23 protein-coding genes are annotated in these 25,903 nt (G+C 41.8%); 11 read left to right on the forward strand and 12 right to left on the reverse strand.

Annotation, left to right across the window (positions count from 1 at the left end; all coding sequences use genetic code 11):
- Nucleotides 1-142 precede the first annotated feature (142 nt).
- Nucleotides 143-1,813 (reverse strand): SulP family inorganic anion transporter, encoded by a 1,671-nt coding sequence (locus tag L4C37_RS01355; RefSeq protein WP_137373392.1) that lies wholly within the window; start codon nt 1,811-1,813, stop codon nt 143-145.
- Nucleotides 1,814-2,057: 244 nt separating this feature from the next.
- On the opposite strand from L4C37_RS01355, the gene can reads away from it, so the two are divergent.
- Complete coding sequence (can, locus tag L4C37_RS01360; protein ID WP_137373391.1) at nt 2,058-2,717, forward strand: carbonate dehydratase; 660 nt, start codon at nt 2,058-2,060, stop codon at nt 2,715-2,717.
- A gap of 133 nt (nt 2,718-2,850) precedes the next feature.
- Here can and hpt read toward each other — a convergent pair whose 3' ends face one another.
- A complete protein-coding gene (gene hpt, locus L4C37_RS01365; protein ID WP_429767681.1) occupies nt 2,851-3,381 on the reverse strand; it encodes a hypoxanthine phosphoribosyltransferase in 531 nt (176 codons plus the stop codon).
- Nucleotides 3,382-3,721: 340 nt separating this feature from the next.
- Between hpt and L4C37_RS01370 the strand changes: the two genes are divergently transcribed.
- Nucleotides 3,722-4,330 (forward strand): LuxR/HapR/OpaR family quorum-sensing transcriptional regulator, encoded by a 609-nt coding sequence (locus tag L4C37_RS01370; RefSeq protein WP_137373389.1) that lies wholly within the window; start codon nt 3,722-3,724, stop codon nt 4,328-4,330.
- A 98-nt stretch (nt 4,331-4,428) separates the two neighbouring features.
- On the opposite strand, the gene lpdA is transcribed toward L4C37_RS01370, so the two are convergent.
- The 5 genes from lpdA to ampD form a co-directional block, all read right to left on the reverse strand.
- Complete coding sequence (gene lpdA, locus L4C37_RS01375; protein WP_137373388.1) at nt 4,429-5,856, reverse strand: dihydrolipoyl dehydrogenase; 1,428 nt, start codon at nt 5,854-5,856, stop codon at nt 4,429-4,431.
- A gap of 241 nt (nt 5,857-6,097) precedes the next feature.
- Nucleotides 6,098-7,975, reverse strand: a complete 1,878-nt coding sequence (aceF, locus tag L4C37_RS01380; RefSeq protein WP_429767682.1) for a pyruvate dehydrogenase complex dihydrolipoyllysine-residue acetyltransferase — start codon at nt 7,973-7,975, stop codon at nt 6,098-6,100.
- A gap of 26 nt (nt 7,976-8,001) precedes the next feature.
- Nucleotides 8,002-10,665, reverse strand: coding sequence for a pyruvate dehydrogenase (acetyl-transferring), homodimeric type (gene aceE, locus L4C37_RS01385; protein ID WP_137373386.1), 2,664 nt, complete (start codon nt 10,663-10,665; stop codon nt 8,002-8,004).
- Between the two features lie 62 nt (nt 10,666-10,727).
- Nucleotides 10,728-11,489 (reverse strand): pyruvate dehydrogenase complex transcriptional repressor PdhR, encoded by a 762-nt coding sequence (pdhR, locus tag L4C37_RS01390; protein ID WP_429767729.1) that lies wholly within the window; start codon nt 11,487-11,489, stop codon nt 10,728-10,730.
- A 436-nt stretch (nt 11,490-11,925) separates the two neighbouring features.
- Nucleotides 11,926-12,504 (reverse strand): 1,6-anhydro-N-acetylmuramyl-L-alanine amidase AmpD, encoded by a 579-nt coding sequence (ampD, locus tag L4C37_RS01395; protein WP_429767683.1) that lies wholly within the window; start codon nt 12,502-12,504, stop codon nt 11,926-11,928.
- A gap of 134 nt (nt 12,505-12,638) precedes the next feature.
- Between ampD and nadC the strand changes: the two genes are divergently transcribed.
- The 9 genes from nadC (at nt 12,639) to L4C37_RS01440 (ending at nt 22,084) form a co-directional block, all read left to right on the forward strand.
- The gene (nadC, locus tag L4C37_RS01400) at nt 12,639-13,529 is read left to right on the forward strand and encodes a carboxylating nicotinate-nucleotide diphosphorylase (RefSeq protein WP_429767684.1); all 891 of its coding nucleotides are present in this window, start codon (nt 12,639-12,641) and stop codon (nt 13,527-13,529) included.
- A 248-nt stretch (nt 13,530-13,777) separates the two neighbouring features.
- Nucleotides 13,778-14,236, forward strand: a complete 459-nt coding sequence (locus L4C37_RS01405) for a pilin (protein WP_273297052.1) — start codon at nt 13,778-13,780, stop codon at nt 14,234-14,236.
- A complete protein-coding gene (gene pilB / locus L4C37_RS01410; RefSeq protein ID WP_429767685.1) occupies nt 14,236-15,921 on the forward strand; it encodes a type IV-A pilus assembly ATPase PilB in 1,686 nt (561 codons plus the stop codon). Before L4C37_RS01405 ends, pilB begins: the two co-directional genes overlap by 1 nt.
- Nucleotides 15,922-16,001: 80 nt before the next feature.
- Nucleotides 16,002-17,225 (forward strand): type II secretion system F family protein, encoded by a 1,224-nt coding sequence (locus L4C37_RS01415; protein WP_429767686.1) that lies wholly within the window; start codon nt 16,002-16,004, stop codon nt 17,223-17,225.
- Between the two features lie 71 nt (nt 17,226-17,296).
- Entirely contained in the window at nt 17,297-18,166 is an 870-nt protein-coding gene (locus L4C37_RS01420; protein WP_429767687.1) for a prepilin peptidase, read from the forward strand.
- Nucleotides 18,167-18,168: 2 nt separating this feature from the next.
- Nucleotides 18,169-18,783: a dephospho-CoA kinase gene (gene coaE / locus L4C37_RS01425; protein ID WP_429767688.1), complete on the forward strand. Its 615-nt coding sequence runs from the start codon at nt 18,169-18,171 to the stop codon at nt 18,781-18,783.
- Between the two features lie 26 nt (nt 18,784-18,809).
- Complete coding sequence (gene zapD, locus L4C37_RS01430; RefSeq protein WP_429767689.1) at nt 18,810-19,550, forward strand: cell division protein ZapD; 741 nt, start codon at nt 18,810-18,812, stop codon at nt 19,548-19,550.
- A 62-nt stretch (nt 19,551-19,612) separates the two neighbouring features.
- A complete protein-coding gene (gene yacG / locus L4C37_RS01435) occupies nt 19,613-19,810 on the forward strand; it encodes a DNA gyrase inhibitor YacG (RefSeq protein WP_137373376.1) in 198 nt (65 codons plus the stop codon).
- Between the two features lie 270 nt (nt 19,811-20,080).
- Nucleotides 20,081-22,084, forward strand: coding sequence for a bifunctional metallophosphatase/5'-nucleotidase (locus L4C37_RS01440; protein WP_429767690.1), 2,004 nt, complete (start codon nt 20,081-20,083; stop codon nt 22,082-22,084).
- Between the two features lie 163 nt (nt 22,085-22,247).
- Here the strand turns inward: L4C37_RS01440 and rplS are convergent, their stop codons facing one another.
- The 5 genes from rplS to ffh all read right to left on the reverse strand — a co-directional run bounded on the left by rplS (nt 22,248) and on the right by ffh (nt 25,859).
- Nucleotides 22,248-22,601 carry a 50S ribosomal protein L19 gene (gene rplS / locus L4C37_RS01445; protein WP_137373374.1) on the reverse strand — a complete coding sequence of 118 codons (354 nt, stop codon included), beginning with the start codon at nt 22,599-22,601 and terminating at the stop codon, nt 22,248-22,250.
- A gap of 42 nt (nt 22,602-22,643) precedes the next feature.
- Nucleotides 22,644-23,402 carry a tRNA (guanosine(37)-N1)-methyltransferase TrmD gene (gene trmD, locus L4C37_RS01450; protein WP_429767691.1) on the reverse strand — a complete coding sequence of 253 codons (759 nt, stop codon included), beginning with the start codon at nt 23,400-23,402 and terminating at the stop codon, nt 22,644-22,646.
- A 26-nt stretch (nt 23,403-23,428) separates the two neighbouring features.
- The gene (rimM, locus tag L4C37_RS01455) at nt 23,429-23,983 is read right to left on the reverse strand and encodes a ribosome maturation factor RimM (RefSeq protein ID WP_137373372.1); all 555 of its coding nucleotides are present in this window, start codon (nt 23,981-23,983) and stop codon (nt 23,429-23,431) included.
- 24 nt (nt 23,984-24,007) lie between these two features.
- Nucleotides 24,008-24,256, reverse strand: coding sequence for a 30S ribosomal protein S16 (gene rpsP / locus L4C37_RS01460; RefSeq protein ID WP_004410028.1), 249 nt, complete (start codon nt 24,254-24,256; stop codon nt 24,008-24,010).
- A gap of 211 nt (nt 24,257-24,467) precedes the next feature.
- Nucleotides 24,468-25,859, reverse strand: coding sequence for a signal recognition particle protein (ffh, locus tag L4C37_RS01465; RefSeq protein WP_137373371.1), 1,392 nt, complete (start codon nt 25,857-25,859; stop codon nt 24,468-24,470).
- Between the last annotated feature and the right edge of the window lie 44 nt (nt 25,860-25,903).

A 25,903-nucleotide genomic window follows, 5' to 3' on the forward strand; every position in this document is an offset into this window, starting at 1 on the left:
TCACATTTTAGACCTTCCGAAAATAAGTAAACTCATTCCAAACAAATAAAAACGCCGTTAAGTGGGAAACTCAACGGCGTCATCTATACGGTCTTAAGTGTAGCAAGATTAAGTTCAGTGAAATTAAATTTCGCTCTGAACGTTAAACTGCATCAAATTGATGTTCATCTCTGTCGACATAAGTTTTAGCAGCGTTTAAAGCTTCATATCTAAAGCGATAAGTATTAGATTCAGGAACAAGGTCAATCACATGGAACTTTTCAAGCTGCTGACGTGTGCTTTCATTAGGGCACAATAAGTAAACTTCACACTTTGCATCCAGCGCATCTTTGATAGCATTTTCTAATGCCAACCCGACCGTCACATCGATCATTGGGACATCCGTTAGATCGAGAATCATAACTTCATAGTCCGCAATACTTGAGTGTTGGCGAGATATTGCTTTTGATACACTGAAGATCATTGGACCTGATAAATAGAAAAACAGAACTTTACCATTAGCACTATCGAGTAACTGACGTTCACTATCCGTCAATGGCAAATCATCCTCATCGGCATCACTGATTGCTTTAACCTGCCTTGCTTGCTCACGGCTCAAACGCTCAATAATTAAAATGTTTGAAATAAAAACACCAAGCCCAACCGCAACAATCAGGTCAACAAACACTGTTAATAGCATTACACCATACATGATCGCCATACCAGCAAAGCTCACCTTATGAGCTCGCTGAATAAAACTCCAATCAAGAATGTTAAAACCAACATAAACGGCAATACCGGCAAGAACAGCCATTGGAATTGGTTCAGTCAGCCCACCAGCAACTAGCACAACAAGCGCTAATACCAATGCCCTGATCACACCAGAAAGCGGGGATCGGGCGCCGACTTGGATATTCGTCACGGTTCCCATCGTTGCGCCGGCACCAGGCAATGCTCCAAACAAACCTGAAAGAATATTCGCAATACCCTGACCACGAAGCTCTTTATCAGAGTCATGTTCTTTACGAGTTAACGAGTCACCAATGACCGCAGTCAGCAGAGTATCAATACAGCCCAATGTACCCAGTACTAAAGCATCGATGACCATTGTGGTAAAAACTTCAGCATTAATGGTTGGGATAACTAACGAAGGAAGACCTGCTGGAATCTCACCGATACGGCGAATAGTTTCTGTATCAAAAATGATGACAGATAATAACGTGACGGCGACTAAAGCAACCAACTGAGCAGGAACGTATTTACGATATTTAGAAGGGAATAAGAAAAGAATCGCAAGCGTCAGTAACCCTAAAAACAGTTCACTGAACTTCATATTCGCTACAGTATCAGGCAGTGCCGCCAAAGTCCCCATAACTCCACCAGAAGGTGCTGCATGACCAAGTAGTGGAGAAAGCTGTAAGATTATGAGTATGACTCCAATGCCTGACATAAAGCCGGAAATCACACTGTACGGCATCAAAGTGACATACTTACCTAACTTTAACGTCCCTAGTAACACTTGGAACGCACCAGCCATCATCACGACCGTAAAGGTCATCGCCATGCCAGATTCAGGGTACTTTGCCATCATGCTTGTCATAACAGCGGTCATAATAACGGTCATTGGCCCAGTGGGTTCTGAGATCAAACTACTTGAACCACCAAACAAGGCCGCAAATAAGCCAACCATAATGGCGCCCCACAGCCCTGCTTCCGCACCAGCACCAGAGGCAACACCAAAAGCAAGAGCTAAAGGCAAAGATATAATGGCCGTTGTTACACCACCAAACATATCCCCTTTTAGGTTCATATCTTCAAAACGACTTCCAAACACTATGCAGCTCCCTGCGAATAAAAACTCAAACCGTATCACTTTACCAAATGTGACAACTTTTCAGAAAGTGTTAATTCAATCACATTCATCATGACATATAACTAGATCGTATCATTATCAGTAAGTTGATGATTTTTGGTGCTAGTACACGTCAGATGAGTACCGTTCAATGAAGTTTTATAGGGATTGAATTTGTAACATTGTGTATAGTTACGAAACTTATTTAAGGGATATAAGACGTAAGATGCCAGAAATTAAACAGCTTTTTGAAAATAATTCGAAGTGGTCAGAATCAATTCGCTCTGAACGTCCGGAATACTTTACTGCACTTGAAGAAGGACAAAATCCTGGGTTTCTTTGGATCGGCTGCTCTGATAGCCGAGTGCCTGCCGAACGTCTAACCGGTCTATATTCTGGTGAGCTTTTTGTTCACAGGAACGTTGCAAACCAAGTAATCCATACCGATTTAAACTGTTTATCGGTCGTGCAATACGCGGTTGATGTACTTGAAGTTAAGCATATTATTGTATGCGGTCACTACGGTTGTGGCGGTGTAAATGCAGCAATAGAAAACCCTAATTTAGGGTTAATTAATAACTGGTTGTTACATATCCGAGATTTATACCTCAAGCACCGTAACTGGCTTGGCGAAATGCCTAAAGAAAAATGGGCAGATAAGCTGTGTGAAATTAACGTAGCTGAACAAGTGTATAACTTAGGTAATTCAACCGTATTGCAAAATGCTTGGGAGCGTGGACAAGATGTTGAAGTTCATGGTGTTGTCTACGGAATTGGTGACGGAAAATTGCAAGATATTGGTGTACGTTGCTCAAGCCGAGAATCATTAGAAGTTAACTACCAGGCTGCTATGTCTAAAATTTTAAACTCAGATATCCTAAAATAATTTCAAAGCTCAGTATCAAATAAACAATATCGAATAAATAACAGTTACGAGATTTGATAGCTTAGTTTTAGTACAAGAAAAACGCCCGCTATGATAAGCGGGCGTTTACTTTTATATTGAATCTAAATAAAGCTTATTCTTGAGGAACGACTTTACCGATATAAGGTAAGTGACGGTATTTTTGAGCATAATCAATGCCAACACCCACGACGAATTCATCCGGGATTTCAAAGCCAATCCACTTAGTATCTACATGAACTTCACGACGAGAAGGCTTATCCAATAAAGTACAGATCTCGATAGACTTAGGACCACGTAAGCTTAAGATTTCTTTGACCTTAGTTAACGTATTACCCGTATCAATAATATCCTCAACAAGCAGTACATCTTTACCTTGGATATCATCATCAAGATCTTTCAAGATACGTACATCACGTGAGCTTTCCATCGTATTACCGTAACTAGAAGCCGTCATAAAATCGACTTGATGAGTTAGGTTAATCGCACGAGCAAGATCTGCCATAAAAACAAAAGATCCACGTAACAAGCCCACTAGTACTAAATCTTCACTACCTTTGTAATGTTCCGTGATCTGCTTACCTAGTTCATTTACTCGATCTTGAACTTCTTGCTCAGAGATCATGACTTCAACTGTATGCTTCATACTGCTCTCAATTCTATTGGGTAATTGCGACAAGTTTAGACTCTAACATGAATCTCTGCCGTTCCATTTCGGGGCTAAGTCTAGCACTGCTCAAATAGTCACACCACCTTGAGGCTTCACTTTACTAGAGTTTATGTGGTTAAAGGGGCTCCTCAGCCCTCTCAGAAATCAACTTGCAGTGTGCCGTGTTATTTAAAATAACAAAAACCGTATCAAAATTGATATAACTGTCTATAAAAACATCATAACTGTTTGACCATTTGCATATGCACCATTACACTCATTGTGCGTAAATAACAAAATAATCATTAATATAATAATTCGTTGGCAAGGAACTGATATGGACTCAATAGCTAAGAGACCTAGAACTAGGCTTTCCCCTTTAAAAAGAAAACTCCAGTTAATGGAGATCGCACTTGAAGTATTTGCTCGCCGTGGCATTGGTCGTGGTGGACACGCAGATATTGCTGAAATTGCTCAAGTATCCGTTGCAACTGTCTTTAATTACTTCCCAACTCGTGAAGATCTTGTTGATGAAGTTTTGAACCATGTTGTACGTCAATTTTCTAATTTCTTAACAGATAACATTGACTTAGACCTGCATGCAAAAGATAACCTGCAAAACATTGCTAATCAGATGGTGACATTAGTCGCTGATGATTGCCAATGGCTTAAAGTATGGTTTGAATGGAGTGCATCGACTCGTGATGAAGTTTGGCCGCTGTTTGTAACAACAAACCGTACGAACCAAGCATTACTGAAGAATATGTTTACTAAAGCTATCGAGCGTGAAGAAGTGTGTGATAAACACAGCCCTTCTCACTTAGTGAATTTGTTCCATGGTATTTGTTACTCACTGTTCATTCAGGCAAATCGTGCTCAATCACAAGAAGAACTAGATACGCTGACTGATAGCTACCTAAATATGCTTTGTATCTACAAGTCGTAAAAACTAAGTAATAGTTATTCGTTTTACCTAGGCTTAAATAAAAAAACCGCTGAATTATCAGCGGTTTTTTATTAACTTAAAAACAAATTAAAAAAGAATTACTTCTTCTTTTTCACTGCTTTTTTGTTTGGAAGGTCAGTGATTGAACCTTCGAATACTTCCGCAGCTAGACCAACAGACTCGTGCAGAGTTGGGTGAGCGTGGATAGTCAGTGCGATATCTTCTGCATCACAACCCATTTCGATTGCTAGGCCGATTTCACCAAGAAGCTCACCACCGTTAGTACCAACAACAGCACCACCGATTACGCGATGAGTCTCTTTATCGAAGATCATCTTAGTCATACCGTCAGCACAGTCAGAAGCGATTGCACGGCCAGAAGCAGCCCAAGGGAAAGTAGCAACTTCGTAGTTCAAGCCTTCCGCTTTCGCTTCTTTCTCAGTCTTACCTACCCAAGCAACTTCTGGCTCAGTGTACGCAATTGATGGGATTACTTTAGGATCGAAGTAGTGCTTCTTACCAGAGATAACTTCAGCAGCTACGTGACCTTCATGCACACCTTTGTGAGCAAGCATTGGTTGACCAACTACGTCACCGATCGCGTGGATGTGAGCAACGTTAGTACGCATTTGCTTATCAACATTGATGAAACCGCGCTCATCAACTTCGATACCTGCTTTTTCAGCGTCGATAAGTGCACCGTTTGGAACACGACCGATAGCAACAAGAACAGCATCGTAGCGCTCAGCTTCAGCTGGTGCTTTTTTGCCTTCCATTGAAACGTAGATACCATCTTCTTTCGCTTCAACAGCTGTCACTTTGGTCTCAAGCATAAGCTTGAACTTATCTTTGATGCGTTTAGTGAAGACTTTAACGATGTCTTTATCCGCAGCAGGGATAACTTGATCGAACATCTCAACAACATCAACTTTAGAACCTAGAGAGTGGTAAACCGTACCCATCTCAAGACCGATGATACCACCACCCATGATAAGCAGTTTTTCTGGTACTTCTTTCAGCTCTAGTGCATCCGTAGAATCCCAAATACGTGGGTCTTCATGTGGAATGAACGGAAGTTTGATTGGGCGAGAACCCGCAGCAATGATTGCGTTATCGAAGTTAACAGTTGTCGTTTCTTCGCCAACAACTTCAATGCTGTTAGGGCTAGTGAATTTACCAAAGCCATTAACAACCGTCACTTTACGCATCTTAGCCATACCGCCAAGACCGCCAGTCAGTTGATCAACAACCTTATCTTTCCAGATACGGATTTTGTTGATGTCCGTTTGTGGTTCACCAAATACAACGCCGTGCTCAGCCATTGCTTTTGCTTCTTCAATTACTTTTGAAACGTGAAGAAGTGCTTTTGATGGAATACAACCAACGTTTAGACATACGCCGCCAAGAGAGCTGTAGCGCTCTACAAGTACAGTTTCAAGACCTAAGTCTGCACAACGGAATGCTGCTGAGTAACCAGCAGGACCTGAACCAAGTACAACAACTTGGGCTTTAATTTCTTTGCTCATTGTGACCTCTTGTAGTCATTATCCCTAACAGGCTAAGTAGGTGTTCTTAAATTATTGGACTTTCAAACAGGAAACATTTTACAGAGATGTTAACAGTGTGAAAGTAGCTTTAAGTTAGCCTGTGAGCTAGACAACAATTCCCTTCCAGTTTATGAAACATGCAGGTAACTGTTCTCTAAAAATAGTCTTTATATAAAGAATTAAGGTGACCCGAAAGTCACCTTAATAATTACTTTCTAACTTACAGTACTAGACGACGAATGTCAGATAGTGCGCTGTTTAGGAAAGTAATGAAGCGTGCACCTTCTGCACCATCGATCACACGGTGGTCGTATGATAGAGACAGTGGAAGCTGTAGACGTGGTTGGAATTCTTTACCATTCCAAACTGGCTTAATTTCAGACTTAGATACACCTAAGATGCCTACTTCTGGAGCATTTACGATTGGAGTAAATGCAGTACCGCCAATACCACCAAGGCTAGAGATTGTGAAACAACCGCCTTGCATGTCTGCCGCTGTTAGCTTACCAGAACGTGCTTTCTTAGAAACAGCCATTAGCTCTTCAGATAGCTCGTAAATGCCTTTCTTGTTCACGTCTTTGAATACAGGAACAACTAGGCCGTTTGGTGTATCAACAGCGATACCCACGTTTACGTACTTCTTAAGAATGATGCTTTCGCCATCTTCAGAAAGAGAAGAGTTAAACGCTGGGAATGCTTCTAGCGCTTTAGCAACAGCTTTCATGATGAACACAAGTGGAGTGATCTTCATGCCAGTGTCTTTCTTCGCTTCGATTGCGTTCTGTTCTTTACGGAATGCTTCTAGCTCTGTGATATCTGCGTTGTCCCACTGTGTAACGTGAGGGATCATTACCCAGTTACGGTGTAGGTTAGCGCCAGAGATCTTCTTGATCTTAGAAAGCTTCTGAACTTCCGTTTCGCCGAACTTGCTAAAGTCAACTTTTGGCCATGGTAGTAGACCAAGAGCAGAACCGTCGCCGCCTTTGCCTGATGCTGCTGCACCAGATTCAAGACGCTTAAGTGCATCTTTAACGTAAGACTGAACGTCTTCTTTAAGTACGCGACTCTTACGGCCAGTACCTTTAACTTTCGCTAGGTTTACACCGAATTCACGAGCTAGACGACGAACAACTGGAGATGCGTGAGCGTACTCGCCGTTCTCTTGGAAGTCGTTAGCTGCTGGAGCTTCTGCTTTTGCCGCTGGAGCAGGTGCTGGAGCCGCTACAGGAGTTGCCGCTTGTGCTGGAGCCGCTACTGCTACTGGAGCTGCGCCTTCAACAACGAAAGTCATGATTGAAGAGCCTGTTGACACTTTGTCACCAGCTGCAATCTTGATTTCTTTTACTGTACCAGAGAATGGTGCAGGAACTTCCATTGAAGCTTTGTCGCCTTCAACAGTAATTAGAGATTGCTCTTCTTCTACTGTATCGCCAACCGCTACCATGATTTCAGTAACTTCTACTTCATCGCCACCGATATCAGGAACGTTCACTTCTTTCTCAGCAGATGCTGCTGGAGCCGCCGCTGGAGCAGGAGCTGCTGCAACTGGAGCGCCAGAACCTGCCACTTCAAATACCATCACTAGAGAACCAGTAGATACTGAATCACCAGAAGCGATCTTGATTTCTTTAACGATACCAGCGAATGGTGCAGGAACTTCCATTGAAGCCTTGTCACCTTCAACAGTAAGAAGAGATTGCTCTTCTTCTACTGCGTCGCCGATAGCTACCATGATTTCAGTTACTTCAACTTCATCACCGCCGATATCAGGAACGTGAACTTCTTTAAGCTCAGCTGCCGCTGCAGGAGCAGCTGCAACTGGTGCCGCCGCTTCAACTGCTGGCGCAGCCGGTGCTGCTGCAGCACCTTCCGCTTCGAAGATCATGATAAGAGAACCAGTAGAAACAGAATCACCTTCTGAGATCTTGATTTCTTTAACGATACCCGCTTGAGACGCTGGAACTTCCATTGAAGCTTTGTCGCCTTCAACAGTGATCAGTGACTGTTCTTCTTCAACCTTGTCGCCAACGTTTACAAGAATCTCAGTTACTTCAACCTCGTCAGCACCGATGTCTGGTACATTAATTTCGATTGTCATTGTATTTACCTACCTTAATGCCAGTCTTATGCGTATTGCGGGTTAATTTTGTCTGCGTCGATGCCGAATTTAGCAATAGCTTCTACAACTACTGATTTTTCAACATCACCACGTTTAGCCAGTTCAGTTAGCGCAGCAACAACAACGTAGCCTGCATTTACTTCGAAGTGACGACGTAGGTTTTCACGGCTGTCTGAACGACCAAAACCATCAGTACCAAGTACTTTGTATGATTCTGAAGGCATGAATGCACGTACTTGTTCAGCGTAGTTCTTCATGTAATCCGTTACTGCGATTGCAGGCTCGTTACCAAGAACAGTTGTGATGTACGGTACTTTCTCTTCAGCTTCTGGATGAAGCATGTTGTCACGCTCAACCGCTTGACCATCACGAGTCAGTTCGTTGAAAGACGTTACAGAGAACACGTCAGATGCTACGCCATACTCTTCGCTCAGGATCTTAGCTGCTTTACGCGCTTCGTTCATGATAGTACCAGAGCTCATTAGTTGAACTTTAGACTTAGAACCAGCGTAAGACTCAAGCTTGTAGATACCTTTACGGATGCCTTCTTCAGCGCCTTCTGGCATTGCTGGCATTGCGTAGTTCTCGTTCATTACTGTTAGGTAGTAGTAAACGTTCTCTTGGTTCTCACCGTACATGCGACGGATACCGTCTTGCATGATTACCGCTAGCTCGTAAGCAAACGTTGGGTCGTAAGAGATACAGTTAGGTACTGTGTTCGCCATGATGTGCGAGTGACCATCTTCGTGCTGTAGACCTTCACCGTTTAGCGTTGTACGACCTGCAGTTGCACCAAGTAGGAAACCACGAGCTTGTTGGTCACCAGCTAACCAAGCCATATCACCAATACGTTGGAAACCGAACATTGAGTAGTAGATGTAGAACGGAATCATCGGTAGATCGTTCGTGCTGTATGAAGTTGCAGCAGCAACCCATGAAGCCATCGAACCTAGTTCGTTGATACCTTCTTGAAGAACTTGACCAGACGTTGCTTCTTTGTAGTAAGAAACGATGCCTTTATCTTCAGGTGTGTAGTCTTGACCGTGTGGGTTGTAAATACCAACCTGACGGAATAGACCTTCCATACCGAATGTACGAGCTTCATCACAAATGATAGGAACGATGTTCTTACCAATGTTCTTATCTTTAAGAAGGATGTTTAGTGTACGTACATAAGCCATAGTTGTAGAGATATCACGCTTCTGCTCACCCAGTAGTGGAGAGAAAGCTTCTAGCTCAGGCACTTTAAATTCTTGAGTGAACTTAGGCAGACGCTGAGGTGTGTAACCATGTAGAGCGTTACGACGAGCGTGCATGTATTCGTATTCAGCAGAACCTTCTTCCAGTTTCAAGTATGGAAGTTCAGCAATTTTCTCATCTGAAAGAATGTCTTCTAGACCTAGGCGATCACGTAGGTGTTGAACATGAGTCATGTCCATTTTCTTAACACCGTGCGCAATGTTCTTACCTTCAGCTGCATCACCCATGCCGTAACCTTTAACAGTCTTAGCTAGGATTACAGTCGGCTTACCGTTTGTCTCTTTTGCATTGTTGAATGCAGCAAACAGTTTAGAAGAATCGTGACCACCACGCTTAAGCGCGAAGATTTCGTCATCAGTCATGTCTGCAACTAGTGCAGCTGTTTCTGGGTACTTACCAAAGAAGTGCTCACGTACGTACGCGCCATCTTTAGATTTGAATGTCTGGTAGTCACCGTCGATAGTTTCATTCATTAGTTGAAGAAGCTTACCAGTCGTGTCTTTAGCTAGTAGAGAATCCCAGTTACTACCCCAGATAACTTTAACAACGTTCCAACCTGCGCCTTTGAATAGACCTTCAAGTTCTTGAATGATGCTACCGTTACCCATTACAGGGCCATCTAGACGCTGTAGGTTACAGTTGATTAGGAAACATAGGTTGTCTAGCTTCTCACGCGCAGCGAAAGAAATAGCACCACGTGATTCCGGCTCATCCATCTCACCGTCACCTAGGAACGCATATACGCGTTGCGCTGAAGTTTCTTTCAGGCCACGACCGTCAAGGTACTTAAGGAAGCGCGCTTGGTAGATCGCAGAGATAGGACCAAGACCCATAGATACAGTAGGGAACTGCCAGAACTCAGGCATCAGTTTAGGGTGCGGGTAAGAAGGGATACCTTTACCATCAACTTCTTGACGGAAGTTATCTAGCTGTTCTTCAGTTAGACGACCTTCAACGAATGCACGAGAGTAGATACCTGGAGAGATGTGACCTTGGTAATAAACTAGATCGCCACCGTCTGTCTCATTTGGAGCACGGAAGAAGTGGTTGAAACATACTTCGTAGAACGCTGCAGCTGACTGGTAAGAAGCCATGTGACCACCAAGGTCTAGGTCTTTCTTAGAAGCACGCAATACGATCATGATTGCGTTCCAGCGAATAATCGAACGAATACGACGCTCAAGAGTTACGTCACCAGGGTAAGCTGGCTCTTGTGCTGCTGGAATTGTGTTGATGTAGTTCGTGTTGATGCCTGTAGCCATATCAACACCATCTAAACGCGCTTTATCTAGAACTTGTTCTAGTAAAAACTGTGCACGTTCTACACCTTCTTCACGTACTACTGACTCAAGAGCTTCTAACCAATCTTGAGTTTCCAGAGCATCAACGTCATGCTTCATGTCAGACATGGCGATCTATCCTTTTTGTTAGTTGGATTCTACTAAACACGTAAATAGCCGAAGTATTACGGCTATTTACCCTGTTGGATTCGACGTAAAGAACGTTCGCGTCGCGATTCTTCTTTAGTCAAATCCATCAATGTTTCTTCGATATAAGCTAAATGAGAATGTGACATTTCACGCGCCTGTTCTGGCTGCCCTGAAACAATCGCATCCACTATATTAGCTCGATGTATGCTTACTTTTTCTACAACATCTTGACGACGATGTAATAGTTTTAAATTCTCTAAAATATTCTGCTCAAGTAACGGAGCGAGGCTTCGCACTATGTGGAGTAACACCACATTATGTGCGGCTTCAGTTAAGGCAATAAGAAAAGCCATAACTGCAGCGGATTCAGCGTCGATATCGTTCTTTTCCTGCGCGCCGTGAATATTTTCTTGGCAAGCCTGAATTCGAGCAAAATCTTCATCGGTTCCACGCAATGCTGCAAAGTAAGCTGAGATTCCTTCCATCGCATGACGCGACTCCAACAAGTCTAGTTGGGTTTCAGAATGACTCGATAACAAATTAAGAAGAGGATCTGAAAAGCTTTTCCAAATATTCTCACTCACAAACGTTCCCCCACCTTGACGGCGAGTCAGTAAGCGCTTTGCTTCTAAACGCTGTATCGCTTCTCGGATTGACGGACGAGACACATCGAACTGTTTAGCCAGTTCACGCTCAGGCGGCAATTGCTGCCCAGGAGCCAGTGTTCCTTCCACTATCAACCTTTCTAACTCCTGCTCAATAACATCAGAGAGTTTTGGCTGACGAATCCTTTGATAAGCCATAATTTGTTGTTCTTCTTTTGCAGGTAATTGGTAATACCAATTTTTAATTTGCGCAGAAATTAACATAATTAAAACGCTACTGTCCAGCCTAAAATTGACCTGAATCATAGAACAAGGCATGAATTAACCATGATTTAACAAATGAAATTTAAAACAGCAACTAAATTGGTCTTACCATTTACAGGGGTAATACTTTTGGGGAGGATTCGTGCTAGAAAGTTTCAGGATAAAAATGAATTGTTTCAGATTGATTTACCAACCCCGTTCAAAAATCAAACCAACCGCACACTAAAAGGAAAATTTCTGTTCATAAGCTTTAATATATTTGTATTTGATAGCCCCATCACACTCTCTAGCATTCATCGCTTTCCGCCAACCAATCTGATTACAAGTTGATAACCAAATCAACCAATCTAGGCGCTAAGACCAAAAACATTCACGACAAAAAATCTGTCTTTATAGAGGGGGGAAGGCTCAATGCATCTTTAAATTTAACCCAATCAAATACTAGACCAGGATCCGTTTTACGCAACGGAGATATATATTGATGACCCGTAATTCGCGGGATGGTTATTTGGGGGAAGTGCTTCATCAGAGTTTCAGTAAGCGTTGATAAAGACAAGTACTGCTCTTTGGTATAAGAAACAAAATCACTGCCTTCTAATTCAATGCCTATCGAGTAATCATTGCACCTCTCTCTTCCAGCAAAGCTCGACTGCCCAGCATGCCAAGCCCGATCGTCAAAAGAGACAAATTGCACAACCTCTCCATCTCGACGAATCAAACAGTGCGCAGAAACCCCCATTTGATGAATAACTTCGAAGAACGGGTGCTCGGCTGGATTTAAGTTACCAGTAAAAAATTGCTCAATGTACGGACCACCAAACTCGCCTGGTGGAAGGCTAATGTTGTGAACGACTAATAGTGAGACATCATCCGATTTAGGGCGAGAATCATAAAAAGGAGAAGGAACGTGCCTAGCATTTTCATACCAACCAACGGTACTTATTGTCATTATTAACCTACTTAATTTATCAATAAAGAAACCTGATTCAACTCAGACCTTTGTGCTTATCGGTTCAACTCTTTAATTTGCAGCTAAGCAAGAGTATCATTCCTACCCCACTCCCTTTCAAGATTAGATTTGCGATGAAAAATACACATAACAGCCAACAACGCCTTGACTACTTAAAAGAGCAATTACCATTAGAGATTACTCGAGCTGTAGCTGAGACTATTAGAGAAGATTTAGGCGGTACGCTTGATCCTATGGCTGATATTACTGCAAGTCTAATTCCTGCTGATGCGATCAACACTGCAACAATTATTACCCGTGAGCATGGTGTTTTTTGTGGAAAAGCTTGGGCTGATGAAGTGTTTAAGCAATTAGGCGGTGAAGTCAATATAGAGTGGCACGTACAAGACGGTGATAAGGTTGAACCAAACCAAACGCTTTGCACATTAAGTGGTCCAGCACGCGCTTTGTTAACCGGCGAACGAAATGCAATGAACTTTATACAAACCCTATCAGGTTGTGCCTCGATCACCGCGACGTATGCTGACAAAATCAAACACACCGAATGCCGCCTGTTAGACACTCGAAAAACGATCCCAGGTCTGCGCAGCGCACTGAAATACGCGGTTGCTTGTGGTGGCGGTTTCAATCACCGTATTGGTGTTTTTGACGCTTACCTAATAAAAGAAAACCACATCATTGCATGTGGTGGTATTGAAAAAGCGATTTCAACAGCAAAAGAGTTAAACCCGGGAAAGCCTGTAGAAGTTGAAACGGAAAGCTTAGAAGAGCTAGAGCAAGCTATAAATGCCGGCGCTGACATCATTATGCTGGATAACTTCACAACAGACATGATGCGTGAAGCCGTAAAATTGAATGCTGGACGTGCTGCTCTTGAAAACTCAGGAAACGTGACACTCGACACTATCGCTGAATATGCAGAAACCGGTGTTGATTACATTTCCGTTGGCGCACTGACCAAACATTTAAAAGCACTTGATCTATCCATGAGATTTCAAGCATAAAATTTCTTTAAGTAATTAATAATATTAAAGGTTCTGATGAAAATTAGAGCCTTTTTATTTTGGTTTTTATCAACAATGAGAACGTAAATCTAACCTCGTCACATAATTTTGCAGCTCAAATGAAATCGAACATCAATAAACGCTAAGCCACTCGAGCACCACCCCATACGGTATTTTTATTATCAAAGCAGACACCTATCATCATTCCATCACAGGTTAGTGATCAATTAATCTATATGGAATACGACATGAAAAATAGAAATGCTAAAAAGCAAAATGGTTTTACGTTAATCGAATTGATGATTGTGGTGGCAATTATTGGTGTCTTGTCTGCTTTTGCTATCCCAGCTTATTCAGACTATACGCAAAGAACACGAGTTGCAGGTGCTGCTGCTGGTGTTTCAGGAATTAAAACAGCTGTTGCATTATGTGCACAAGACTTAGGTCAATTAACTGGTTGTAATAACGGTGGTAATGATATTCCAGCAGCAATTGCAGCAACAAATAATGGTGCTACTATTGCATATGTTGATGCACTAGGCGTAGCTGATGGCATTATTACTTTAACAACAACAGCAGTTGATGCCGCAGGGACAGCACTAACTTTGACTTTAACTCCAACGGTAGGTAATGGCGTTGTTCAGTGGGCTCTTACTGGAACAGGTTGTTCAAACGCAGGTCGAAGCATAGATTGCACAGGTAACTAATGCAGACCAACCTTCCAGCCGTTCTACGTCAGGCTAATCTTCTTAGCCTGACACAAGAGCAAGCAACAGTAGAATATATACAAGCTTCAGGTGCATCTGCACCTGAAGCTTTAATTTATCTTGGTTTTTTTAACTACCAAGCACTCACCACGCACATAAGCGAGATCTTTGATTTACCCGCAACCCAACTATCAAATACGGATTACCAACCTTTATGTGAGCAACTTGGTTTACGTGAACTCATAAGTAAATACAAGGCTATACCACTTTATAAAAGCTCTTCCTCTCTGACTTTAGCAATATCTGACCCAACCAATTTGCAAGCTGAAGACGATTTTAGATTTGCTACAGGCTTACAAATAGAAATGGTCTTGGCAAACTCAGATGAATTAGAAGGAGCTGTACGTCGTTTATATGGTCGGAGTATTTCTAATTCAGATTCCAACCTCAAAGAAATCAGTCAAGATGAGTTAGCTAATCTTGTCGAAGTCTCTGATGACGAAGTCACATCGATTGAAGATTTAAGTAAAGATGATTCGCCCGTTAGCCGATTCATTAACCAAATATTAGTGGATGCTGTAAGAAAAGGTGCATCCGATATTCATTTTGAACCTTACGAAGAGTCTTACCGCGTTAGGCTTCGCTGCGACGGTATTCTAGTAGAAACGCAGCAACCCGCCTCTCAACTAAGCCGCCGCCTATCAGCCCGCTTAAAAATCCTTTCTAAGTTGGATATCTCGGAACGACGACTTCCGCAAGATGGTCGTATTAAATTACGCCTGAATGAAGAAATAGCCATTGATATGCGTGTATCAACTTTGCCGACACTGTGGGGTGAAAAGATTGTTCTTCGATTGCTGGACAGCAGCGCGGCCAATCTAGATATCGATAAATTAGGCTACAGTGACGAACAAAAGCAGTTGTATTTAAATGCATTGCAACGTCCGCAAGGCATGATCTTAATGACAGGTCCAACAGGCAGCGGGAAAACTGTATCTCTTTACACAGGCTTAAGGCTCCTCAATACACCAGAAAGAAATATATCGACTGCGGAAGATCCTGTAGAAATCAACTTATCCGGTATCAACCAAGTTCAAGTTACCCCTAAGATCGGCTTTGGTTTTGCAGAAGCGCTAAGATCCTTCTTACGTCAAGACCCAGACATCGTAATGGTTGGTGAAATACGAGATCTAGAAACTGCAGAAATCGCAATTAAAGCCTCTCAAACTGGTCACTTAGTTTTATCTACTTTGCATACTAATTCAGCCGCAGAAACGGTCGCTCGACTTTCCAATATGGGAATTGAACCTTTTAACCTCTCTTCTTCTTTAAGCCTCATCATTGCACAAAGACTAGCTCGACGGTTGTGCAAACATTGTAAAACTCCAGATACCTCCCCTCATATATTTTTAAAACATGGAATAGCTATTGAGCACACCATTTATCAAGCTAATAAAGTTGGGTGCAATGAATGTACGAAAGGCTACTCGGGGCGTGTCGGTATCTATGAAGTCATGCCCTTTAGTGATGACTTAAAAGAAAGCTTAATAACAAAACCTAACGCACTAGAAATAGAGAAAATTGCAAAGAAAAGCGGCATGAAAACTCTACAAGAATCAGGTATTCAAAAGCTTATTGAAGGCACTACGAGCTACCAAGAATTACAACGTGTTCTGTATTTATAAGTTGATAGTAACGATTATTGCAGTACTGATAATTCAATAACAAATTAAACAGATTGAGACGATAAGTTAACGGAGCAGTAATGAATAAAACAAGCCAGCCACAATTAAAAAACTATCGTTGGAAAGGAATCAATAGCTCCGGTAAAAAAGTGTCAGGGCAAACTTTAGCACTTACAGAATTAGAAGTAAGAGAAAAGCTCAAAGAGCAACACATACAAATTAAAAAAATCAAAAAAAATAGTGTTTCCGCTTTAACGAGAATCACCAATAGAGTGACCACTCAAGATATTACTGTTTTAACAAGACAACTTGCCACAATGTTAACCACTGGTGTCCCTATAATTCAAGCTATTAAATTGGTTTCGGATAACCACCGTAAAGCAGAGATGAAATCCATTTTATCTCATATAAGCAAAGGGGTCGAAGCGGGTACTCCAATATCCAAATCAATGCGAACTGCAAGCCGCCACTTTGATGATTTATACACAGACTTAGTCGCAACAGGGGAGCAATCCGGAACCTTAGCAGAAGTCTTTGAGCGGCTAGCTACTTATCGAGAAAAAAGTGAACAGTTAAAAGCAAAAGTTATTAAAGCTCTGATTTATCCAGCAATGGTTGTTTTGGTCGCTCTTACTGTTTCATACTTAATGCTGACCATGGTCATTCCTGAATTTGAGTCTATGTTTTCAGGGTTTGGTGCTGACCTACCTTGGTTCACTCAAAAAGTGTTGAACTTATCTCACTGGATGCAAGTTTATAGTTTCTACGCTGCACTAGGTACCATCGTCTCTATTATCAGTTTCAAAGTTATCCGAAAGCGATCCTACTCAATTCGCTTGGCGACAAGCCGACTTGGTTTGAAATTGCCAATATTGGGCGGTGTTATATCAAAAGCCTCCATAGCAAAATTCAGCCGAACTCTTTCCACCAGCTTCAGCTCTGGTATTCCTATTTTGACCAGCTTGAAAACCACCGCCAAAACAGCAGGTAACCTACATTATGAAGTCGCCATTGGCGAGGTTCACAGAGAGACTGCAGCAGGGATGCCAATGTATATCGCAATGCGTAATACCGATGTATTTCCTGAAATGGTGTTACAAATGGTAATGATAGGGGAAGAATCAGGAAACCTAGATGACATGCTCAATAAAGTGGCTACTATCTATGAATTTGAAGTGGATAACACCGTAGATAATTTAGGTAAAATTCTAGAACCTTTAATCATCGTTTTTCTTGGTACGGTAGTTGGGGGGCTTGTGGTTGCAATGTACTTACCAATATTTAACCTTATGAGTGTGATATGATAACTACTAGATTATTCAGACATTAATGAGTTAGTTTTCAACTACTCGTCATTACATTGGTACCATACTCTATGGAAGTATTTGATTACTATCCTTGGCTATTTCCTGTATTAGCTTTTATTTTTAGCCTACTCATTGGTAGTTTCCTAAATGTCGTGATCCATCGTTTACCTATAATTATGGAGAGAGAATGGAGACAAGAATGCTCAGAGTGTTTTCCTGAACACAATATCGCAGCACCAAAAGGAACCTTTAACTTAAGTGTTCCTCGTTCAACATGCCCAAAATGTTCAACACAACTTAGGCTCATTGATAATATCCCAATCCTTAGCTGGTTATTATTAAGAGGAAAGTGTCATAGCTGCTCCAACCCCATAAGTGTTCGTTACCCTTTAGTTGAATTGCTCACCGCTACGTCGTGTTTAGTCATTGCAAGCCATTTTGGTTTCAGCTACTACGCCGTTGCACTGTTATTTTTTACTTTTGTCCTTATTGCCGCCACGTTTATCGATCTCGATACTATGCTTCTTCCTGATCAATTAACATTACCTCTAATGTGGTCAGGTATTGCTCTTGCTCTATTCGGTATAAGCCCTATTTCTCTACAGGACTCTGTCATCGGTGCAATGGCTGGTTACCTGTGCCTTTGGAGTGTCTACTGGGTATTTAAGTTATTGACAGGTAAAGATGGCATGGGCTTCGGTGATTTTAAATTACTCGCTGCGCTCGGGGCTTGGTTAGGTTGGCAACATTTACCTCTAATAATCTTACTTTCATCACTTGTAGGGCTGGTATTTGGTCTCATACAATTGCGATTAAAACAACAAGGTATCGACAAAGCCTTTCCATTTGGTCCTTATCTCGCCATTGCAGGCTGGGTGAGTCTCATTTGGGGAAGTGATATTATGAATTGGTATTTCACTTCTGTACTAGGAATTTAACAATGTCATTAATCATTGGGCTGACTGGTGGCATCGCCAGTGGTAAAACAACTGTCGCCAACTTGTTCCATGAGCATTTTGGGATTGATATTGTTGACGCTGATATTATTGCAAGAGAAGTTGTCGCAATCGGAAGTGAAGGTTTAAATTCGATTACTCTTCATTTCGGTGACGACATTCTTTCAGAAGACGGGAGTTTGAATCGAGCAAAATTACGCGAGATCATATTTTCTAACCCTGAAGAAAAACAGTGGTTGAACAATTTATTACACCCAATGATTAGGAATAAAATACAACAAGATCTTGCTTCTATTTCATCCCCTTACGGGTTTCTTGTCGCTCCCCTACTAATCGAAAATAATATGCAAGAAATGGTCGATAGGATACTTGTTGTGGATGTTTCTTCAGAAGAACAAGTTAATCGTACTGTCATTCGTGATAATGTTACTTCAGAGCAGGTTGAAGCTATTCTAAAATCTCAAGTATCTCGAGAGCTTCGATTATCACAAGCTGATGATGTGATTGAAAATCACACAAAAAACCAGGAACTTTTGCCTCAAATCACAGAATTGCATCAAAAGTATCTGGCTATTGAACTAGAAAATCGGTCAAAATAGCACTAAGTAGAATTAAGGCAAGTTCGATGATCACCCATAAATTTGAACATCCTCTCAATGAGAAAACACGTATTTACTTAAGAGTCGAATCACTCTTAAGGCAACTTCATTTGTCTTCTACATTTTCAGATGCTCAACAGTATCAACTATTCTTTCGCTCGCTTTTTGATCTTCTAGAGATTTTTGAGCAAATGCAGCTAAAGAGCGAACTTGCTAAAGATATCGAAAAACAACGATTAACCTATAAAAGTTGGTTAAATGTTGATGGTGTCGACCACCAAATGCTTCAAACTCTACTCTTTGATATTGATAATACCCACCAGTCTTTAATGAAAGCGGAAAGGTTTGGTCAGTCTTTAAAGGAAGACAGGTTTCTAGCGGCTATCCGACAACGTTTCAACCTTCCAGGTGGTTCATGCTGCTTTGACTTACCAGCCTTACATTACTGGTTACACCTACCGCTCGATAAAAAGATAAGAGATGCAAATGCTTGGACTGGCAGCTTACAAGCCCTATCTGATGCGTTAAGTTTATGGTTAAAACTCACCCGAGAGACAGGGCATTTCAAAAATCAAATTGCACGAGCAGGGTTCTTCCAAAGTGATGCCGAAGATGCCAATATTTTGCGCCTTTCTATTCCAATGCAATACGGCGCTTACCCTATGATTTCCGGTCATAAAAACCGTTTTGCTGTTAAATTCATGAGTTTTGATACAGGGCAGGCATGTACTCAAGATATAGAGTTTGAGTTAGCGATTTGCACCTAATTAAATTCAAAAACATCAGCTTATAAAAACAAGCACTACTCACTATTATCCAAAGAATGACTATGCAAAAAAAAACCACAATCGTTAAATGTCCACAATGCAGCGCTGATGTTGAATGGGGAGAACAAAGTCCTCACCGCCCATTTTGCAGTAAACAATGTCAAATGATTGATTTTGGAGAATGGGCAGATGAAGAGAACTCCATTGCTGGCGCTCCAGATATGTCAGATAGTGATGGTTGGTCGGAAGACCAATACTAAATTATCACTCCAGCACCTTTTAAGGCTGATGTAATAATCAGCCTTTTTTCCACTTATCACTTATCACTTATCACTTATCACTTAGGTGAATGACATAAAGCCGTCACCTTAATCCACTCAATTTGTCTTAATTCTTGCCTATAGTCATAGCCTCTAAATTACTCCGGAACTGAAAGCGTCACTTCTTTCACCTATCATTCCAACCACAATCAACCGTTTAGGTAATCCGGAGTGATTCAATTTATATGCTTATACAAAGGATGATTTAAGATGAAACGTAGCTTAATGACAATTGCTATTATTGCCGCCTTAGCCGGATGTAATTCAAGTAATGATGAATTAGATGATGGTTCAACATTCACTCTTCAGCTTTTACATGTAGCTGATATGGATGGCTCTAATGCAACAGTCCTATCTAATGCCGGTAATTTCGCTTCGTTAGTTTCTGGATTTACCAGTCAATATCCAGAAAATACATTATTTTTAAGCTCTGGCGACAACTACATTCCGGGATCTCGCTACGAAGCAGCCAAAGATAACTCAATGAGCTTAGTCAACGGTATCAAAGTTCCTGGCGTCGCAAGAGCTGATATCGCTATGTTAAATGCTATGGGGCTGCAAGCTTCCGCGGTAGGTAATCATGATTTAGATGGTGGAAGTGCGGAGTTTGCAAGCATCATAAATAAAGATGGTGATTACCCCGGAGCACTGTTCCCTTACTTAAGTTCTAATATGGATTTCAGTACGGATACCAATACTGTTGACCTTGTTGTTCCTAGTGGTCAAGTCGCGGATACAATACCTAACAGCCTAACTCAAACAACAGTTATCGAAGTCAATGGACATAAGATAGGCATCGTTGGTATCACAACACCAACTAATGATGATATTACCAGCACAGATAATATTGCCGTTTATCCAGAAAATGACTCGATAGAAGACCTGGCTGTCATTGTTCAAGCCCAAGTCGACAGATTAACTCACTCTGGTATAGATAAAGTCATTGCGCTTGCGCACATGCAATCTATTCGCTTTGAAAAACAATTAGCAGGTTTATTAAAGGGTGTCGATATCATCGTCGCAGGTGGTTCAAATACATTGTTAGCAAATGATAGTAACCGACTTTGGGATGGTGATATTAAAGCAGAAAACTACCCAATAATGCTAAATGACGCCGATGGAAAAGATGTCGCTATCGTTAATGTCGATGCTGATTATAAATACTTGGGGCGTTTAGTCGTAAGTTTTGATACCAATGGTGATCTCATTGCTTCAAGTATTGATCCGAATGCAAGTGGTAGCTTTATTACCGATGATCAAATGGTTGCAAGTATTGATGGATCTACAGCTAATACTGAAGTGGAAGCTATCGTTGATGCTGTTAATAACGTAATTATTGCCAGTGAACAAAACATCATTGGTCATACGGATGTTTATCTAAATGGCACCAGAGGATATGTTCGAACAGAAGAGACAAATCTTGGAAGTCTGACAGCTGATGCTAATTTGTGGTACGCACAATTGCACGATGCTCAAGTCCAAATATCTCTTAAAAACGGAGGCGGTATTCGTGCTGATATCGGCTACTCTGAATACCCCGCAGGTTCTATTGATCCAAATGAGCTTCAATACTACCCACCAGCCTCTTACCCTCTTGCAGGTAAAGGTGAAGGTGATATTTCTCAATATGATGTCCAATCTGCCCTCGCATTTAATAACAGTTTGGCAATTGTCGATCTTACCGCGGATGAACTATGGGACATTCTTGAATATGGCGTTGCTGGTGTTGAGAATATATCTGGTGGTTTTACGCATATCGGTGGTATGTGCATTGAATACGACGGTTCAAGAACAGCACGAGTAGCTGACCCTATCACCGGCGATGTCACAACTCCCGGTCAGCGAATCCGAAAAGTCATTGTCGATACAAACGGGGACAATACTTGTGGACCTAACGATGAGTTAGTTGTCAGTGATGGGGTTGTCGTAGCAAACAATAACTACAAGGCAGTCACTCTTAGTTATTTGTCTCTATCTAAACCATACCCATGTACCGATAATGGTAATGGCGGATGTTCAAATCAAGTTATGCTAGAAGATGATGGAGTCATGACAGTGGATCCTCAACAGAGTAACTTTGTGGCTACTGGTACTGAACAAGATGCCTTAGCTGAATACCTTCAAGCATTTCATGCCGATGAAAATACACCGTACTTAACAAAAGACAGTGTGGATGGCGGCTTAGCGGATACTCGTATTATACGTTTAGACTAGCTATTATAATGAGTATAAGGATTAATATTACAAACTAAACATTTGTATATGTGCCTCCCTTAAAGAACCCATAATGAATTAGCTACACTTTAAAATACGAATAGCTAGAAACAAAAAAGCGGAGCCAAATGGCTCCGCTTTTATCGATAGAATGCAAAAAGAATTACTTCTTAGCAAGCTTCTCTTTAATACGAGCTGACTTACCAGAACGCTCACGTAGGTAGTACAACTTGGCACGACGTACTGCACCACGGCGTTTAACTTCAATGCTATCAACCATTGGAGAGTGAGTTTGGAACGCACGCTCAACACCTTCACCGTTCGAGATTTTACGAACTGTGAATGCTGAGTGAAGACCACGGTTACGAATAGCGATTACTACGCCTTCGAAAGCCTGTAGACGCTCACGGTCACCTTCTTTTACCTTAACCTGAACTACAACAGTGTCACCTGGTGCAAATTTAGGAAGGTCTGATTTCATTTGCTCTTGCTCTAGAGCGTTGATGATGTTGCTCATTTGTATAAATTCCTAGAATAAACTGATACTAAATTTAATAGGTTACTGCTTGCTTTTCTTCTTGGAGCGATGCTCTTTGATGAATTCAGCCAGTAATTGTTCCTGTTCGTCAGTCAGAGCTAGGTTTCCCAGGAGTTCTGGTCTTCTTAGCCAAGTTCGGCCCAGCGACTGTTTTAATCGCCAGAGACGAATATCCTTATGGTTTCCAGATTTCAGTACCGCAGGCACCTCTTTTCCATCTAACACTTCAGGACGCGTATAATGAGGACAATCTAGCAAGCCATTTGCAAAAGAATCTTCTTCTGCTGACGCGAAATCTCCGAGTACCCCTGGTATAAACCGAGACACCGAATCAATCAAAGTCATGGCTGGTAGTTCACCACCCGTCATTACAAAATCTCCAATTGACCATTCTTCGTCAACTTCAGATTGAATGATACGCTCATCTACCCCTTCGTAGCGTCCACAAATAAGAACAATGTTCTCATTAGTAGCCAACTCTTCAACACCTTGCTGGTCGAGCTTGCGACCTTGAGGTGAAAGGTAGATAACTTTCGTCTTTCCTGGTGATGCTTGCTTGGCAGTTTGGATAGCGTCGCGCAAAGGCTGAACCATCATTAACATGCCAGGACCACCACCGTAAGGTCTGTCATCAACAGTGCGATGTTTATCATGAGTGAAATCTCGAGGATTCCATGTCTCAATAGATAAAAGACCTTTTTTAACCGCTTGACCTGTTACTCCAAAATCAGTAACAGAACGGAACATTTCAGGAAAAAGGCTAATTACGCCAACCCACATGTGTTCTCTCGCTCTGTAATTTGGAGTTAGAATCCAGGATCCCAGTCAACTTCGATCCGGCGAGCTTCGCGATCAACTTTCTTGATCACTTGCTCTTCAAGGTACGGAATTAACCGTTCCTTTTGGCCAAAAGCATCTTTTAGATTTGCTTTAATTACTAGAACATCGTTCGAGCCAGTTTCTAATAGGTCAGTAACCTCACCAAGGTCGTAACCTTTAGTGGTAAAAACTTGCATACCAAACAATTCACGCCAGTAGAATTCATCTTCTGACAATTCAGGTAATGAAGCAGGGTCGATAGCAATTTCAAAGTTAGTCATCAGTTGCGCGTCTTCACGAACATCTAATCCCGCTAGTTTACATACATAGCCTTGACCATGACGTTTCCAGCTCTCAACTTTATACTCAACCCACTTGCCCTTTAGGTTTAAATACCAAGGACTGTAATCAAATATGCTTTCAGCATTGTCTGTGTAGGAGAAAACTTTAAGCCAGCCACGAATACCATAGGTAGACCCAAGTTTACCCATAACAATTCTATCGTTTTGCTTGCTCATAGTTTCTTTACCCTTCATCGACATAAGCTATTTCTCTTTAAAAAAGAATTAAGCCGCTTTTTGAGCGTCTTTAACTAGCTTAGCTACGCGGTCAGAAAGAGATGCGCCTTGACCAACCCAATGGTTAACGCGATCTAGGTCTAGACGTAGACCTTCTTCTTGACCTTGAGCAGTAGGGTTAAAGAAACCTACTTTCTCGATGAAACGGCCAGTTGCAGCGTTGCGGCTATCCGCAACTACGATTTGATAGAATGGGCGCTTCTTTGCACCGTGACGTGCCAAACGAATGGTTACCATGTCGTCCTCTTTGCTTTCTTAATAAAATAATTAACCCCAAGTATAAGTAAATAGCTTGGGGTCTCGTGCCAAATTAAAGCCCCGGAATTTTACTCTTATTCAGGGGCAATGCAAGGGATTTAGCTATTTTTTCACCAACATAGCTCCGTATACTTTCTGTGACACGGATAACACTATGAAAAGTAACGTAGCTAAAGGTTACATTTGTAGATTATCGACCAAACGGGTTAAAGCCACCACCCATTCCGCCCATACCACCGCCGCCCATCATGCCTTGCATGTTGCGCATCATGCCCTTCATTCCACCTTTCTGCATTTTCTTCATCATTTTTTGCATTTGGGTGAACTGTTTAAGCATACGGTTTACATCTTGTACTTGAGTTCCTGAACCCGCAGCGATACGTTTCTTACGAGAACCTTTAATTAACTCAGGACGCTGACGCTCTTTCATTGTCATGGAATTAATAATAGCTTCCATTTGCTTGAACATTTTATCGTCAACTTTGTCTTTCACATTATCAGGAAGCTGAGACATTCCAGGAAGCTTATCCATCATGCCCATCATGCCACCCATGTTGTGCATTTGACCAAGCTGCTCACGGAAGTCTTCAAGGTCAAAGCCTTTTTTCTCTTTGAACTTCTTAGCGAGCTTCTCTGCTTTTTCGGTATCAACGTTTTTCTGTAAATCTTCAATAAGAGACAGTACGTCACCCATACCAAGGATACGAGAAGCAACACGATCAGGATGGAAAGGTTCTAATGCGTCAGTTTTTTCACCAACACCCAAGAACTTAATTGGTTTACCAGTAATGTGACGAACCGATAGCGCAGCACCACCACGAGCATCACCATCCACTTTCGTTAAGATGACACCCGTTAAAGGCAGAGTATCGCCAAAAGCTTTTGCTGTATTTGCCGCATCTTGACCTGTCATTGCATCAACAACGAACAGAGTTTCAACTGGCGTAATAGCAGTGTGAAGCTCTTTAATTTCCGTCATCATGTCTTCGTCAATCGCTAAACGACCAGCGGTATCGACAAGAAGTACGTCGTAGAATTTTTTCTTCGCGTGATCAATCGCGCCATTAGCAATATCAATTGGTTTTTGATCAGCAGACGATGGGAAGAAATCCACACCGACTTCAGATGCTAATGTTTCAAGCTGTTTAATTGCGGCTGGACGGTAAACGTCGGCAGAAACAACCAAAACTTTCTTTTTATCACGCTCTGTTAATAGCTTAGAAAGCTTAGCGACACTGGTTGTTTTACCAGCACCTTGCAAACCAGCCATAAGAATAACAGCAGGTGGTTGAGCAGCTAAATCAAGAGCCTCGTTCGACTCTCCCATTACCGCTTCAAGTTCGGCTTGAACGATCTTAATGAATTCTTGACCAGGAGTTAGAGATTTAGAAACCTCGACTCCTACAGCACCCTCTTTTACACGCTTTACGAAATCACGTACAACAGGTAGTGCAACATCGGCTTCAAGAAGCGCCATACGAACTTCACGTAGCGTTTCTTTAATATTGTCTTCGGTCAAACGACCTTTACCGCTGATATTTTTCAGCGTTTTGGATAGACGATCCGTTAAATTATCAAACATAGTTTTCTCTTCGCTCAATCCTGCGATTATTACTGTCAGTATAC

It is taken from the genome of Vibrio kagoshimensis, assembly GCF_050337535.1.
Lineage (GTDB): Bacteria > Pseudomonadota > Gammaproteobacteria > Enterobacterales > Vibrionaceae > Vibrio > Vibrio gallaecicus.